The sequence below is a fragment of the Streptosporangium lutulentum genome, assembly GCF_030811455.1.
Lineage (GTDB): Bacteria > Actinomycetota > Actinomycetes > Streptosporangiales > Streptosporangiaceae > Streptosporangium > Streptosporangium lutulentum.
In genome coordinates, this window is the sequence record NZ_JAUSQU010000001.1 from 5702282 (window position 1) to 5715955 (window position 13674).

Genomic DNA, 13674 nt, shown 5'->3' on the forward strand with positions numbered 1-13674 from the left:
CTGACGCATCCGCTACTATCCGCGACATGGGAAATCGCGAGGATCTCGTCGCCGGCGCCCGTCGCTGTCTGGAGGAGAAGGGGTGGGCACGGACCACGGTCCGCGACATCGCCGCGGCCTCCGGAGGGGTCAGCATGGCGGCCATCGGCTACCACTTCGGATCGCGGGAGGCGCTGCTGAACGCGGCGCTCATCGAGGCGATCGACGAATGGGGCTCGGAGACGGGGCGCACGCTTGCCAACTACGCCGGGGACACCTCCGGGGAGCGGTACGAGGCCATGTGGACGGCGATCATCGAGTCGTTCGGTACCCACCGGAAGCTGTGGATCGCCACAATCGAGGCGCTACTCCAGTCTGAGCACTCGCCTGAGCTGCGTCGATATCTGGCCGGGGCCCAGGCTGAAGGTCGTCGCGGGCTGGCGGCGATTCTGCTGGGGGTCGAGGAGAGCGCTCTGGCGGAGGGATCCGTACGATCGCTGGGAGCGGTGCAGACGGCTCTGCTCTCGGGAGTGATGATGCAGTGGCTCACCGACCCCGAGCAGGCTCCCTCCGCGTCCGAGGTGGTGGCGGGGCTACGGGCCATCGCAACCATCGCCGACAGGCATTGACACCGATCCGCGCTCACCGTCCTCTGCGGTGGCTCCTTGATGTGGCACGGCGCACGGAAACCCGCCTCACCTTCCGCGCCGGCTACCTCAACGCCGTGCCCGCGGCGAAGGACCCGATCGCGGCGGCGGCCGGCGCCGCGCCGGCCCGGCCGGGCCATCTCGTCCCCGTCCAGCGCGGTGACCGCCGCCGACGGCCCACCGGGCAGGTTGATCGGAATGGCGGCTGTCGAGCGCTGTGTCGTCAGCCGCCACCGACACCTCGCTGATCAGTTCGCACACAGGAACTAAGAGACCTCGCCTCTCCCCGGAGCTTCGGGGGTGCCCGCCCCCTCTGACGCCCGCCGCCCGATCAGCGCCTCGATGCCGTCGAGCAGCAGGTCGAGTCCGAAGACGAAGTCGTCGTCGTCCACCCAGCCCTCGGCACCGCCCATGGCACCCGAGCGCATCGCGGCCGACAGGGCCGGGTAGGTCTCGGGATCGAGCAGCCCGGCGAGCACCTCGCCGTAGTCCGCGGCTCCGGTGATCGCGACGTTCTCCATCTGCGGGCCCCCGCCGCCGACGCCGTGGACGAGCGCGGCCTCGGTGATCGCGTACCCGCTCAGGGCGCTCGCCACGTTGATCCTCTCTCCGTGTTCGAGCCCCGTGCCGTCGAGGGCGGCCAGCGCGCGGTCGAGCCACAGCAGCCGCCGCGGGCCCATCGGCAGGATGAGCCGGCCGATGGACAGCAGCCACACGTGCTCCAGCACGATGTCGCGCTGGGCACGGGTCCAGAGGGCGAGGTAGTCCCGCCAGGGCGTGCCCTCCGGTTCGGGTGGCAGCGGGGCGACGCCGTCGGCCATGACGGTGAGGAGGTCCTCCTTGCTGCCGATGTACCGGTAGAGCGCCGTCGCCGCCACCCCGACCCGCGAGGCCACACTGGCCATCGAGACCCCGCCCAGCCCCTCGGCATCGGCGATCTCGATGGCGGCTGCGGTGATCGTGGCCAGGTCCAGCCTCGGTCGCGGCCCTCGGCGCGTCACCGGCTCGCGCCCCCACATTCGCTCCATCACGGACGGCGGCGGCCGCTCCTGCTCCATCGAATCCCTCCTTGACCCACCCCTAGGATTGTGCATTATCTTGAAACTATGAATGCCATACACAGTACGCCATTCACTAATGCGATCCTCGTCCGGGGCCTGACGAAATCCTTCGGCACGACGCGGGTGCTGGCCGGGATCGACCTGGCCGTTCCCACCGGCTCGCTGCTGGCCCTGCTCGGCCCCAACGGCTCGGGCAAGACCACCACGGTTCGCATCCTGACCACGCTGCTCGCGCCCGATGGCGGCACCGCCGAGGTCGGCGGACACGACGTCACCCGTGAGGGCGTCGCGGTGCGCCGGATGATCGGCCTGACCTCCCAGCAGGCCACGGTGGACAACCTGCTGACAGGGCGGGAGAACCTGGAGCTGTTCGCCGGCCTCTACCACCTGGGCCGGAGGCAGGCGCGGCTGCGCGCGAAGGAGCTCCTGGAGCGCTTCGACCTGGCCGCGGCCGCGAACCGGCGGGTCGTGACCTACTCCGGCGGGATGCGCCGGCGACTTGACCTCGCGGCGAGCATGGTGTCGGCTCCGCGGATCCTCTTTCTCGACGAGCCCACGACCGGGCTCGACCCACGCAGCCGGGCCGAGCTGTGGTCGGTGATCCGCGAGTTGCTGGCCTCCGGCACCACCATCCTGCTCACCACCCAGTACCTGGAGGAGGCCGACCAACTCGCCGACCGTGTCGCGGTGATCAACGGCGGTCGTATCGTGGCCGACGACTCCCCCGCCGCGCTGAAGCGCCAGGTCGGCGCCGAACGCCTGGTACTGCGCCTGTTCCGGAGCGAGGACATGCCACGCGCCAGGTCGGCGTTCGACGAGGCGACGGGCGAGGCGGGAGCGCATCTCGACACGGAGAAGCGCGAGGTCACGCTGGCCGTTCAGGGCCCCGACCACCTGCGCCGCACCCTGGACCTGCTGCATCGCGCGGACGTCGTCGTCGAGCGCGTGGAGTTGCGCACCCCCACTCTCGACGACGTCTTCTTCGAGCTCACGGCGGCCACGGCATGAGCGCCGTCCTCACCGCGACGGGCGACCTGAGCCGTCTCGTCGTACGCAACCTGCGCCGCGAGCTACGGATCCTCGACGGCCTCATCGTGAACACCGCCCTGCCCGTGATCATCATGGTGCTGTTCGTGTACGTCTTCGGCGGGGCGATCACCACCGGCTCCAGCGGGCTGGCCTACATCGACTTCGTGGTGCCCGCCGTACTGCTCATGTCCGGCGGGTACGGCGCCGCGCTGACCGCCGTGAACATCGCCGACGACATGACCGCGGGCATGATCGACCGCTTCCGCACCCTGCCGATCGGCGGTTGGGTGGTCCCCACCGGACATGTGGTCGCCTCGGTGGTCCGCAACGTGGCGGCGTCCGGATTCGCCCTGCTCGCCGCGGTCATCATGGGCTTCCGCCCGAACGCCACGCCCGCCGACTGGGCCCTGGTGCTGGCCGTGGTGACGGGGTACGTCCTGGCGATGTCGTCGCTGGCGGTGCTCTGGGGGCTGCTGGTCACGTCGGCCCAGGCAGCCGGCGCGTTCAGCTTCGTCGTGCTCTTCCTGCCGTACCTGTCGGACGGGGTCGTACCGGCCGAGACCATGCCGGACGTGCTGCGCGACTTCGCCTACAACCAGCCGACCACGCCGATCGTGGCGACGCTCCGGTCGCTGCTCCTGGACCAGCCGATGGGCTCGTCCGGGGCGTTGGCGGCGGCCTGGCTCGCGGGCACGGTGCTGGTCAGCGCGCCGATCGCGGCACTGCTGTTCCGCCGCAGGACCTCCGCCTAGAGGAGCGGGTCCTCTGCTCGCGGCGGGGAACAGCAATGATCGACATCAGACGCGGCGACGAACGGGGAGAGTCCTCCCGGCGCGGGACCACGGACGTGCTCGTCCGGGGATTTCCACGCGGCCGGTCGCGAACCCGACGGGATCGCCTTGAGGCAGGGATCAGCGGGGCACCGCGCGTACCCACCCGCGGTCGCCGTCCAGGAATCCGGACAGCTCCAGACCCGCCTCGCTGAGTTCCGCCTCGAGGAAGTCGTCGTCGAGGCGCTTGCTGAGGAAGAAATGGGTCCAGCGCCGGTCGTCGACCGTGTACTCCATGGTCGCGGCGAGGAGACCGGGCCCCGGCCGGCTGACCTCCGTCATGCGGACGGTACGGCCGTCACCGGTTTCGCGTTCGAAGGGCTCGATCGTGTCGTACCACTCGGGGGGCTGGCGCTGCAGGATCACGCACCCGTCGTCGGCGACGTGCTCGCGGCAGGTGCGCAGGAACGCCCGGCGCGCCTCGTCGTCAGACGTCTCGATCACGAACGACATGAGCAGGACGAGGTCGAACGTCCGGTGAAGCGCCAGGGACTGGATGGAGGAGCAGACCGTCTCGGCGCCCTTGATGTGCGCGAGCATCTCGGGCGACTCGTCGACGGCGACCACCCGGTGTCCGAGGTCCAGGAGGCTGTGGGTGATCCGGCCCGCGCCCGCGCCGAGTTCCAGGATGGACGCTCCCTCCGGGATCGCCGCGTGGATGCGTTCCGGTTCGCCGCTGGGCGTGAGCATCGTGTAGTAGTCGACCGCACAACCGTCCGGCGTGATCGCTCCTGGACCGGTGCCGTGATACCGCTGTGATGAGTTCATGATTGTCATCCTGCACGACGGGCGGCGGGGAGAAGCGCGTGAGACGCGGCCCGGGGTCCACGGTCGTCCTGACCTTTTGTCACAACCGGCGTCGAATCAGTTGAGAAAGCTGGTTTCCACCCGTTGACGCAACCGTAGCGTGTATGTAACATTTGGCCAACGCTTCGCAAGAAAATTGCAAAGCAATGTCAATTTTCTTGCTGTTCCTCGCAACTCTCAGGGATGCATTGCGTCCGCGCACCCACCCCCCATCCGTGTGCGGTGAAGGCGCATGCCTTCGCGCACCGACCCCGCCGTGCCTGACGAGAGATGGAAGAACGCGAATGAGAAAACTGCACCGACCGTTACGGCTGGTGGCGACCATGGTCGCCGCCGGCCTGCTCGTCGTGGGGTCGGTCGTCCCGGCCTCCGCCGCGGGCGGACCCAACCTGTCGCCGGGAAAGGCGACCCAGGCCAGCAGTTCCCTGGGCGCACAACCGGTGTCGGCCATCAACGACGGCAACCAGGCCACCTACTGGGAGAGCAACAACAACAGCTTCCCGCAGTGGGCCCGGGTCGACCTCGGCACCTCCACGAGCGTCGATCAGGTCGTCCTGAAAGTGCCCGCGCCGACCGCCTGGCAGACCCGCACCCAGACGCTCTCGGTCCAGGGCGGCCCCGACGGCATCAACTACAGCACGGTCGTGGCCTCGGCGAACTACACGTTCAACCCGGCGACCGGCAACACCGTCACGATCAACTTCGGTGCCGCGAGCCATCGGTACTGGCGCGTGAACATCACCGCCAACACCGGCTGGCCCGCCGCGCAGATCTCCGAGTTCGAGATCTACGCCGCCACCCCCACGGGCGGTGACACCCAGAACCCGTCGGCTCCCGGCAACCTCGCCTTCACCCAGCCGGCCACCGGCCAGATCAGGCTGGCCTGGAACGCCTCGACGGACAACGTGGGCGTCACCGGGTACGACGTCTACGCCAACAACCAGCTGCGGGGCAGCGTCGGCAACGTGCTGACCTACACCGACAACCAGCCCGCGTCGGCGACCGTGACGTACTTCGTGCGGGCCAAGGACGCGGCGGGCAACACCTCGGCCAACAGCAACTCCGTGACCCGCAACGGCACCGGCGACCCCGGTTCGAACCTGGCGATCGGCAAGGAGATGGTCGAGTCCGGCCACGTCCACACGTTCGTCGCCGCCAACGCGAACGACAACAGCACGGCGACCTACTGGGAGGGCAACGGCCAGCCCAGCACGCTCACCGCGAAACTGGGCGCGAACGCCTCCGTCACCTCGGTCGTGGTGAAGCTCAACCCCGACTCCTCGTGGGGCACCCGTACGCAGAACATCCAGGTCCTGGGCCGTGAGCAGAGCGCCACCGGCTACACCAACCTGGTGTCCGCGCAGAACTACACGTTCAACCCGGCCTCCGGCAACTCGGTCACGATCAATCTCTCCGCGACCGTCGCCGACGTCCAGCTGAGGTTCACGAGCAACAGCGGCGCTCCTGGCGGGCAGGTCGCCGAGTTCCAGGTCTTCGGTGTCCCGGCCCCGAACCCCGACCTCACGGTCACGAACCTCTCGTGGACCCCGGCCTCCCCGAACGAGGCCAACGCGATCACCCTGTCGGCCACGGTCAGGAACGGGGGCACCGCGGCCTCCGCCGCGGACAGCGTCAACCTCTCCCTCGACGGCACGCTGGTCGGCACCGTCGCCATCCCCGCCCTGCCCGTCAACGGCACCGCCACGGTGACCCACGCCATCGGCACCCGCGCCTCGGGCAGCTACCAGGTCAGCGCCAGGGTCGACGCGGACAACACGGTCTTCGAGCAGAACGAGGGCAACAACACCCTCACCGCGGCGTCCCCGCTGACGGTCGCGCAGGCTCCCGGCCCCGACCTGCAGGTCCTCGGCGTCACCTCCAACCCGCCGAATCCGGCCGTCGGAGCACCGGTCACGTTCAGCGTGGCGGTGAAGAACCGCGGCATCACCGCGTCGGGCGTGACCACGGTCACCCGCGTGGCGGTGGGCGGCACCGCTCTCAACGCCAACACCCCGTCGATCGCCGCGGGCGCGACGGTCAACGTGGCCATCGGCGGCAGCTGGACCGCCACCAGCGGCGGTGCCACCATCACCGCCACCGCCGACGCGACCAACACCGCCGCCGAGACAAACGAGACCAACAACACGTTCTCGCAGGCGATCGTGGTCGGGCGCGGCGCGGCCGTCCCGTACGTCGAGTACGAGGCCGAGGCCGCCAGCTACCAGGGCACCCTGCTGACGACCGACGCGGTGCGCACCTTCGGGCACACCAACTTCGCCACCGAGTCCTCCGGCCGGCAGTCGGTGCGGCTGAACAGCACGGGGCAGTACGTCGAGTTCACCTCGACCAGCCCCTCCAACTCGATCGTGGTGCGCAACTCCATCCCCGACGCCGCGGGCGGCGGCGGCATCGAGGCCAGCATCAGCCTGTACATCAACGGCACCTTCTCCCGGAAACTGACCCTCTCCTCACGCCACAGCTGGCTGTACGGGAACACCGACGGCCCCGAGGCACTGTCGAACACCCCCCAGGCCGACGCCCGGCGGTTGTTCGACGAGTCGAACGCGCTGCTCACGCAGACCTACCCGGCCGGCACCAAGTTCCGGCTGCAGCGCGACGCCACCGACACGGCCTCGTTCTACATCATCGACCTGATCGACCTGGAGCAGGTGGCACCTCCGGCGAGCCAGCCGGCCGGTTGCACCTCGATCACGACCTACGGCGCGGTGCCCAACGACGGGCTCGATGACACGGCCGCCATCCAGCGGGCGGTCACCGACGACCAGAACGGCGTCATCAGCTGCGTGTGGATCCCGGCGGGACAGTGGCGCCAGGAGCAGAAGATCCTCACCGACGACCCGCTGAACCGGGGTCAGTGGAACCAGGTGGGCATCAGCAACGTCACGATCCGCGGCGCGGGCATGTGGCACTCCCAGCTGTACACCCTGACCGAGCCGCAGGACGTGGTGGGCGGCATCAACCACCCGCACGAGGGCAACTTCGGCTTCGACATCGACAGCAACACCCAGATCTCCGACATCGCCATCTTCGGCTCGGGCCGCATCCGCGGCGGGGACGGCAACGACGAGGGCGGAGTGGGCCTGAACGGCCGGTTCGGCGAGAACACCAAGATCACCAACGTGTGGATCGAGCACGCCAACGTGGGCGCCTGGGTCGGCCGCGACTACGACAACATCCCGGCCCTGTGGGGTCCCGGCGACGGGCTCGAGTTCAGCGGGATGCGCATCCGCAACACCTACGCCGACGGCATCAACTTCACCAACGGCACGCGGAACTCCAGGGTCTTCAACTCCTCGTTCCGCAACACCGGCGACGACGCCCTGGCGATCTGGGCCAACCAGGCGGTGAAGGACCGGGTCGTCGACAACACGCACGACAACCACTTCGTCAACAACACCATCCAGCTGCCCTGGCGGGCGAACGGCATCGCGATCTACGGCGGCTACGACAACTCCGCCGAGAACAACCTGATCTACGACACCATGAACTACCCGGGCATCATGCTGGCGACCGACCACAGCCCCCTGCCCTTCTCGGGGACCACGTTGCTCGCCAACAACGGGCTCTACCGCACGGGTGGCGCCTTCTGGAACGAGGACCAGGAGTTCGGGGCGATCACGCTGTTCCCGCAGGCCAGTGACATCACCGGGGTCACCATCCGTGACACCGACATCTCCGACTCGACCTACGACGGCATCCAGTTCAAGACGGGCGGCGGCAACATGCCGAACGTCGCGATCAGGAATGTGAAGATCGACAAGTCCAACAACGGCGCCGGAATCCTGGCCATGAGCGGCGCTCGCGGCAACGCGACGCTGACAAACGTGACCATAACCAACTCGGCCACCGGCAACATCGTGACGCAGCCGGGATCGGGCTTCGTGATCACGGCCAGCTAGTCCTTCCGGCGACCGCTTCGGCACGAGCGCCCGGGTGAGGCCCGGAGCTCGGAGAACGACCGGCCAGGCGCCGTGCTCCCGGTGGAAACCCCACCGGGAGCACGGCTGTGCCGTGTTCCGCCCTGGTCGGGTCGACGCGGATCCAGCCGGCGTTCCCGGCGACCTTGGCGGTGTAGCCGGTGCCTGGGAGGCCGGCACCGGGCGGCGATCAGGACTCCCGCCGGCCGCACCCCGAAGCAGGCAACGGGTCGTCAACCGGTGCGGCTGCGATGAGGGGCCAGGTCACCGGCCCTCATGCCAGGCGGCGGCCGGAGCTGTCGGGCCGCCGGTCGTGGGCCTGCTGGAGCTCGGTGTTGATGCGCAGGGCTTCGGCGAGCTGATCTTCCAAGATGATGATGCGGCAGGCGGCCTCCAGGGCGGTGCCCTGGTCGACCAGTTCCCGGGCGCGAGCGGCCAGGCGCAGCTGATAGCGCGAATAACGGCGGTGACCGCCCTCGGAGCGCTGCGGCTCGATCAACTTGGCGGCGCCCAGGTTGCGCAGGAACGTCGGGGTGACGCCGAGGATTTCGGCGGCACGGCCCATGCTGTAGGCGGGGTAGTCCTCATCGTCGAACCGGTGACCGGAGATGTCACTCGGCGTGGCGGGGAGCCCATCGGCCCTTCCCGCGGTGTCGGCCTTGCCGGCCGTTTCAGCCTTGTCGGCGGTGTCGCGGAGCCTGGGCTCGGCGCGAACGGCCGACGCCCTCGGTGTTTGATCCATACAACCTTCCCGGAATGCCAATAGGGGCCCCGGCGCCATGATGCGCCGGGGCCCACGAGGTTCAACACCATCTACCGGCCCTCAGGGCCGGTGTGTTTCTTCCGCATTGGCCGCCCGATGCGGGCGGGGATGCGGGGATCGCGTATGCGTGACCGTAGACCACCGTCCAATCTGTGGAGCCGCGGCACCCGTACGGCAAAATTCCGCCGACAACGGGCGATCCCGATGGCGTTCAACGCTCCTTTCGCTATCTCTGCTTCTTTGACCTCATGCATCACTTGCTGTGGCAGCGCGTCCACGGCCGGGACCCTTCAACCGCTTCGGTCCTGGCACGTCCGACCTTCTGCCCATCAATCACTCGCTACAGCTGCGTGTCCACGGCCGGAACCCTTCATCTGCGCTGGTCCCGGCACGTCCGACGTTGGTGCTCGTTCACTGCTCGGCTGCTACTGCTGTGGCAGCGCGTCCACGGCCAAGACCCTTCAACCGCTCCGGCCCTGGCACGTCCGACCTTCTGCCCGTCTTTCTGCCTCGTCTACTGCTATCCACGTCCGTCCGGGCAGTTCGTCGTGATGCCTACGTCCTGCTCTGCCCTCGTGGATCCGTTCCTTGCGATGTCAGAAACACTAGCCTCAACAGACGCAGATGTCTACATCCACCACTACAGATTTTCGATTCCCGGAAAGTGAAGTAAGCGACGGGTCTTCACTCAGGGGGAAGCAGGTCGGCGACAGCCCGCTCGATGCTGTCACGCAACTCGAAGTACGCCAGCAGACCGGTGCGTCGCATGAGATGCTCCAGGTTGCGGGGAACGCTCACCAACAGGAGCCGACCGGCGGGAGCGGCCTGGATGCGGTGCAGCAGGTAGATCAGCGCCGCCAAGGCGGTGGAGTCATAAAAGGTCAGCTGGGACAGCTCCAGCACCAGGCACGGGCCCTCGCTCAGGTCCCAAACCGTGTCAATGTGGTCGGCGAATATGGGCGCGGTGAGGAAATCCAGAGCCCCGCCGATCTCTAACACGGTGCAATGCTCGTACTGGGTCACCTGCACCCGCAGCGCTTGTTTTCGATCGTCCACCTCACCCTGCCCTTCACTCTCGCACCGCTGGAGGATCCCGCGATACCCCGATGAAGGACGGCCATGCATGTGGGCCGGTTCCGGCCCGCACCGCCCCACACGTCGCACCTCGTTCAGTGCCACGCCTTCGACATCCACACCAGCTGCGACGATGCGCTGCGTGCGTCTCGCCCATCAAACGGCGGCGCCGCCCTCGCCGCGAGGGAGCTGGAACACTGGCCGGATGTTCACCGAGAACCTTGTGGCCGTATCCGCGGAACCCACCGTGGAGCTGTTCGTCGCGCGGACTCCGGGGCCCGCCGATCGCACCCTGCTGGTGATCCACGGGGGCCCCGACTGGGACCACACCTATCTGCGCGAACCGCTCGTGGAACTCGCCGGCCGCCACCGGGTGGTCCTGCCGGACCTGCGCGGTTGCGGGCGTTCCACCCGCGGTCTCGACGCCGACCGGTACACCCCCGCCCTGGCCACCACCGATCTCGTCGCCCTGCTGGGCTCGCTCGGCGCCCCACACGTCGACGTCCTGGGCTTCTCCTACGGGGGTCTGATCGCCCAGCGGCTGGTCCTGGCCGCGCCCGAGCGCGTCCGGCGGCTGATCGTCGCCTCCAGCAGCGTCCTGCCGGTGCCCCCGGACGCCTTCGACGGCTGGCGCGAACGCGAGGAACGGCGTGCCCCGGAGGCCGCCGTATGGTCCGACCCGTCGCTGTCCGGCCCGGACCTCACCCGCGCGGCGGCGATCGCCGGGGCGGGAGCGAACGTCTGGCGCCCGGAAGCGCTCCCCGCCTACCTGGACCGCCTGGCGGGTGCCCACTTCTCCGGCGAGTGGATGCGCGCGTGGAAGGCGGGAAACCTGCCCACCGCCCGCCACCGGGACGCGGCCCGGCGGCTCGCGGCCCTCGGCATTCCGATTCTCCTGCTCCACGGCCGGCAGGACATGATCTTCCCCGTGGCTCTGGCCGACGAGACCGCGAGGCTGATCCCCTCCGCCCGCGCCGTGGTGATCGAGGAGGCGGGCCACATGGCCCACGTCGACCAGCCCGGCCCGTGGCTCGACGCCGTCGCGGGCTTCCTGTCCTGACGCCCAGACGAGCATCCGTCGTCCGTTCGCCGATCGTGCGCTTGTAGGATCGCGCATCATGCAACGGATGACCGGATTATTGATCGGCGCGGTTTTTGGGACGATTTTTGTGGCCGTCAACGCGCACACCCCCCTGAACGCGGCGATCGGAACCCTCCTCCGGGTGGTCGCCTTCCTCTGTCTCGCCGGCGTCATCGTCATGTGGTTCCTCGCCGTCAGGCGGGAGAGGACCGGCGGCGCCCAGCCGTCCGGCGTTCCGGGACGGTCGGCGAAGATGTTCAACCGGGGCTACGTGCTGGTCGTCATCGGCGAGGTCGTCCTGCTCTTCGGCGGGATCGCGGCGCTTCGCGCCTGGGGACGGCCGGAGGAGGCCAACGTCGCCTGGATCGCGTTCGTCGTCGGCGTCCACTTCATCGCGCTGGCGCCGGCGTGGAAGCAACGCAGCATCCTCCTGCCCGGGGTGGCCCTCTCCCTGTTCGGTGTCGCCGGGCTCGTCCTGTCGGCGACGTCCGCTCTCGAATGGGTGCCCTTCGTCAGCGGCGTGCTGTCGGGAGTGACGCTCCTGGCCGGCTGCACCTTTTTCGCCTGGCGCGGGATGCCGTCCCAGACCGTGCCGAGCCAGGTCGCCGGCCGGCCGTAGAACCGGCCCGGCGGCACCGGTCGCGGACCTCTGACGGCGAACCGGCCTGAAGCTCACGGACGGTCTTTCCGAAGCCCGTGAAGGCGTCGCGCGCGAAGCGGCCGATGTCGATACTCGGTGACGTCGAACGGGAGGATGAGCATGGGCAGGGAAGTCATCGCGGTGAACGGCCTCGTTCCGCCGGACGGTCACCCCCCGTGGTGCGTCCTGTTCGTCTGCGGTGCCTCCGGGACCGGGAAGACCCGGGTGAGCTATCCGCTGGCGCGGCACTACGGGATCCCGATCGTGGAAGTAGACGATCTTGTCGAGGCGCTGCAGGCCATGACCACGCCGGAGCAGCAGCCACTTCTGCACTACTGGCGCACCCACCCCGAAGCCGCACGACTGGCCCCGGCCGACATCGTCGATCTGCAGGTCGCCGTCGCCGAGGCGCTCGTTCCCGCGGTGGAAGCCGTCGTGGGCAACCATCTGGAGACCGACACCCCTGTGATCATCGAGGGGGACTATCTGCTGCCCGGTTTCGCCGCACGCGGCAGCTTCGCCGGCGTCTCCGCCGGGAAGCGGGTCGCCGCCGTGGTCCTCCATGAGCCCGACGAGGCCCAGATCGTGGCGAATTACCTGCACCGCGAACCCAGCCACGGCGAACAGTTCCGGCGCGCCCGGGTGAGCGCCCTCTACGGTGACCGCCTCGCCGCACAGGCGGCGGAGGCGGGCGTCCCGACGGTGGCCGCCCGCCCCTGGGCCAATGTGATCGAGCGCGTCATCTCGGCCCTCGACGTACCCTCCCCGTCCGGCGGGCCTCCGGAATCTCGATGATCGAGGATTGTCACCGGCCGGCTCCTCGCCGGGTCTGTCGGTAGGCTCCGCCGCATGCCTCCTCGTACCTCTTCCGCCCGGCCGCAGCGCTTGAAAGAGCCCCTCGCCCCCAAGGTGGCGACGTCGCTTCCCCCCGCCGGGCTCCTCGATCACGACCTTGAGGACGACGGGGTGTACCGGTCACTGGAGTTCAGGGGGGTCGACCTGTCGTCCCGCGACGCGGACGCGGTCGAGTTCGAGACCTGCCGGTTCGTCGACACGCGGTTCTCGGACACGAAGATGCGCCGGGGCGGTTTCTCCAACGTGGAGCTGGAGCGCTGCGACCTGTCGGGCATGGCGGCCCGGTCGGCGTCGATGCACCGCACCCGGGTGTCCGCCAGCCGGTTGACCGGCATGACCTGGTCGGAGTGCGGGTTCAAGGACGTGACGTTCGACTCCTGCCGGGCCGACCTGGCGGCGTTCCGGTTCTCGACGTTCAAGAACGTCGTCTTCCGCGACTGCGCCATGCCGGAGGTCAACTTCCAGAACGCGGACCTGAGAGGGGTCCGGTTCGAGCGCTGCACCCTGACGGAGGCCCAGTTCTCCGGGGCGCAGATGGAAGGCGCCCGGTTCGCCGACTGCGTGCTGCTGAAAATCAGCGGGGTGACCAGCCTCAGAGGCGTGACCATCAAAAGCCAGGACGCGCAGGGGCTGGTCTACAGCCTGGCGAGCGCGATGGGGATCACCATCGAGGAGTAGGCGATCACGTCCTCACCCGGCCGCGGGCGTGTGCCCTCAGGCCGCCGGCAGCCACCCGCGGTCCTTCACGACGACCTTCGTCAGAGGTCTGCTCCGCTGGTCGGTCACGAAAGCCTCGATCTTCCGCACCACGTCCATGCCCTCGACCACGCCGCCGGACACGACATGCTTCCCGTCCAGCCACGGCGTCGGCACGGTCGTGATGAAGAACTGCGAGCCATCGGCACGGATCCACCCGACCCGGCATGCCCTCCCAAGCGGGTCCGTTCCGGCCTCGTGGTCTAATTTCATC

General features: G+C 68.9%; 13 protein-coding genes. 8 read left to right on the forward strand and 5 right to left on the reverse strand.

Annotated features, from left to right (window positions below):
- Positions 1–26: 26 nt before the first annotated feature.
- Positions 27–608: a TetR/AcrR family transcriptional regulator gene (locus J2853_RS25320; RefSeq protein ID WP_307562048.1), complete on the forward strand. Its 582-nt coding sequence runs from the start codon at positions 27–29 to the stop codon at positions 606–608.
- Positions 609–892: 284 nt separating this feature from the next.
- Here J2853_RS25320 and J2853_RS25325 read toward each other — a convergent pair whose 3' ends face one another.
- Positions 893–1684, reverse strand: a complete 792-nt coding sequence (locus J2853_RS25325; RefSeq protein WP_307562050.1) for a TetR/AcrR family transcriptional regulator — start codon at positions 1682–1684, stop codon at positions 893–895.
- A 48-nt stretch (positions 1685–1732) separates the two neighbouring features.
- Between J2853_RS25325 and J2853_RS25330 the strand changes: the two genes are divergently transcribed.
- The gene (locus tag J2853_RS25330; protein WP_307562052.1) at positions 1733–2695 is read left to right on the forward strand and encodes an ATP-binding cassette domain-containing protein; all 963 of its coding nucleotides are present in this window, start codon (positions 1733–1735) and stop codon (positions 2693–2695) included.
- The gene (locus tag J2853_RS25335; RefSeq protein WP_307562054.1) at positions 2692–3468 is read left to right on the forward strand and encodes an ABC transporter permease; all 777 of its coding nucleotides are present in this window, start codon (positions 2692–2694) and stop codon (positions 3466–3468) included. Before J2853_RS25330 ends, J2853_RS25335 begins: the two co-directional genes overlap by 4 nt.
- A gap of 159 nt (positions 3469–3627) precedes the next feature.
- Here J2853_RS25335 and J2853_RS25340 read toward each other — a convergent pair whose 3' ends face one another.
- Entirely contained in the window at positions 3628–4314 is a 687-nt protein-coding gene (locus J2853_RS25340; protein WP_307562056.1) for a class I SAM-dependent methyltransferase, read from the reverse strand.
- Between the two features lie 323 nt (positions 4315–4637).
- Between J2853_RS25340 and J2853_RS25345 the strand changes: the two genes are divergently transcribed.
- A complete protein-coding gene (locus tag J2853_RS25345) occupies positions 4638–8273 on the forward strand; it encodes a CARDB domain-containing protein (protein ID WP_307562059.1) in 3636 nt (1211 codons plus the stop codon).
- 292 nt (positions 8274–8565) lie between these two features.
- On the opposite strand, the gene J2853_RS25350 is transcribed toward J2853_RS25345, so the two are convergent.
- Both J2853_RS25350 and J2853_RS25355 read right to left on the reverse strand, forming a co-directional pair.
- On the reverse strand, positions 8566–8856 hold the full coding sequence (locus J2853_RS25350; RefSeq protein WP_307568810.1) for a MerR family transcriptional regulator: 291 nt from the start codon (positions 8854–8856) through the stop codon (positions 8566–8568).
- Positions 8857–9738: 882 nt separating this feature from the next.
- Complete coding sequence (locus J2853_RS25355; protein WP_307562061.1) at positions 9739–10110, reverse strand: STAS domain-containing protein; 372 nt, start codon at positions 10108–10110, stop codon at positions 9739–9741.
- 223 nt (positions 10111–10333) lie between these two features.
- Between J2853_RS25355 and J2853_RS25360 the strand changes: the two genes are divergently transcribed.
- The 4 genes from J2853_RS25360 (at position 10334) to J2853_RS25375 (ending at position 13382) form a co-directional block, all read left to right on the forward strand.
- A complete protein-coding gene (locus tag J2853_RS25360) occupies positions 10334–11188 on the forward strand; it encodes an alpha/beta fold hydrolase (RefSeq protein ID WP_307562063.1) in 855 nt (284 codons plus the stop codon).
- A gap of 67 nt (positions 11189–11255) precedes the next feature.
- Entirely contained in the window at positions 11256–11828 is a 573-nt protein-coding gene (locus tag J2853_RS25365) for a hypothetical protein (protein ID WP_307562065.1), read from the forward strand.
- A gap of 141 nt (positions 11829–11969) precedes the next feature.
- Complete coding sequence (locus tag J2853_RS25370) at positions 11970–12644, forward strand: hypothetical protein (RefSeq protein WP_307562066.1); 675 nt, start codon at positions 11970–11972, stop codon at positions 12642–12644.
- A gap of 54 nt (positions 12645–12698) precedes the next feature.
- A complete protein-coding gene (locus J2853_RS25375; RefSeq protein ID WP_307562068.1) occupies positions 12699–13382 on the forward strand; it encodes a pentapeptide repeat-containing protein in 684 nt (227 codons plus the stop codon).
- Positions 13383–13418: 36 nt separating this feature from the next.
- On the opposite strand, the gene J2853_RS25380 is transcribed toward J2853_RS25375, so the two are convergent.
- Entirely contained in the window at positions 13419–13673 is a 255-nt protein-coding gene (locus J2853_RS25380) for a peptidylprolyl isomerase (protein ID WP_307562070.1), read from the reverse strand.
- Position 13674: the final 1 nt, after the last annotated feature.

Coding starts and splice junctions, on each gene's coding strand:
- J2853_RS25320 (WP_307562048.1), top strand. CDS start 27: ATGGGAAATCGCGAGGATCTCGTCGCCGGCGCCCGTCGCTGTCTGGAG.
- J2853_RS25325 (WP_307562050.1), bottom strand. CDS start 1,684: ATGGAGCAGGAGCGGCCGCCGCCGTCCGTGATGGAGCGAATGTGGGGG.
- J2853_RS25330 (WP_307562052.1), top strand. CDS start 1,733: ATGAATGCCATACACAGTACGCCATTCACTAATGCGATCCTCGTCCGG.
- J2853_RS25335 (WP_307562054.1), top strand. CDS start 2,692: ATGAGCGCCGTCCTCACCGCGACGGGCGACCTGAGCCGTCTCGTCGTA.
- J2853_RS25340 (WP_307562056.1), bottom strand. CDS start 4,314: ATGAACTCATCACAGCGGTATCACGGCACCGGTCCAGGAGCGATCACG.
- J2853_RS25345 (WP_307562059.1), top strand. CDS start 4,638: ATGAGAAAACTGCACCGACCGTTACGGCTGGTGGCGACCATGGTCGCC.
- J2853_RS25350 (WP_307568810.1), bottom strand. CDS start 8,856: ATGGGCCGTGCCGCCGAAATCCTCGGCGTCACCCCGACGTTCCTGCGC.
- J2853_RS25360 (WP_307562063.1), top strand. CDS start 10,334: ATGTTCACCGAGAACCTTGTGGCCGTATCCGCGGAACCCACCGTGGAG.
- J2853_RS25365 (WP_307562065.1), top strand. CDS start 11,256: ATGACCGGATTATTGATCGGCGCGGTTTTTGGGACGATTTTTGTGGCC.
- J2853_RS25370 (WP_307562066.1), top strand. CDS start 11,970: ATGGGCAGGGAAGTCATCGCGGTGAACGGCCTCGTTCCGCCGGACGGT.
- J2853_RS25375 (WP_307562068.1), top strand. CDS start 12,699: ATGCCTCCTCGTACCTCTTCCGCCCGGCCGCAGCGCTTGAAAGAGCCC.
- J2853_RS25380 (WP_307562070.1), bottom strand. CDS start 13,673: ATGAAATTAGACCACGAGGCCGGAACGGACCCGCTTGGGAGGGCATGC.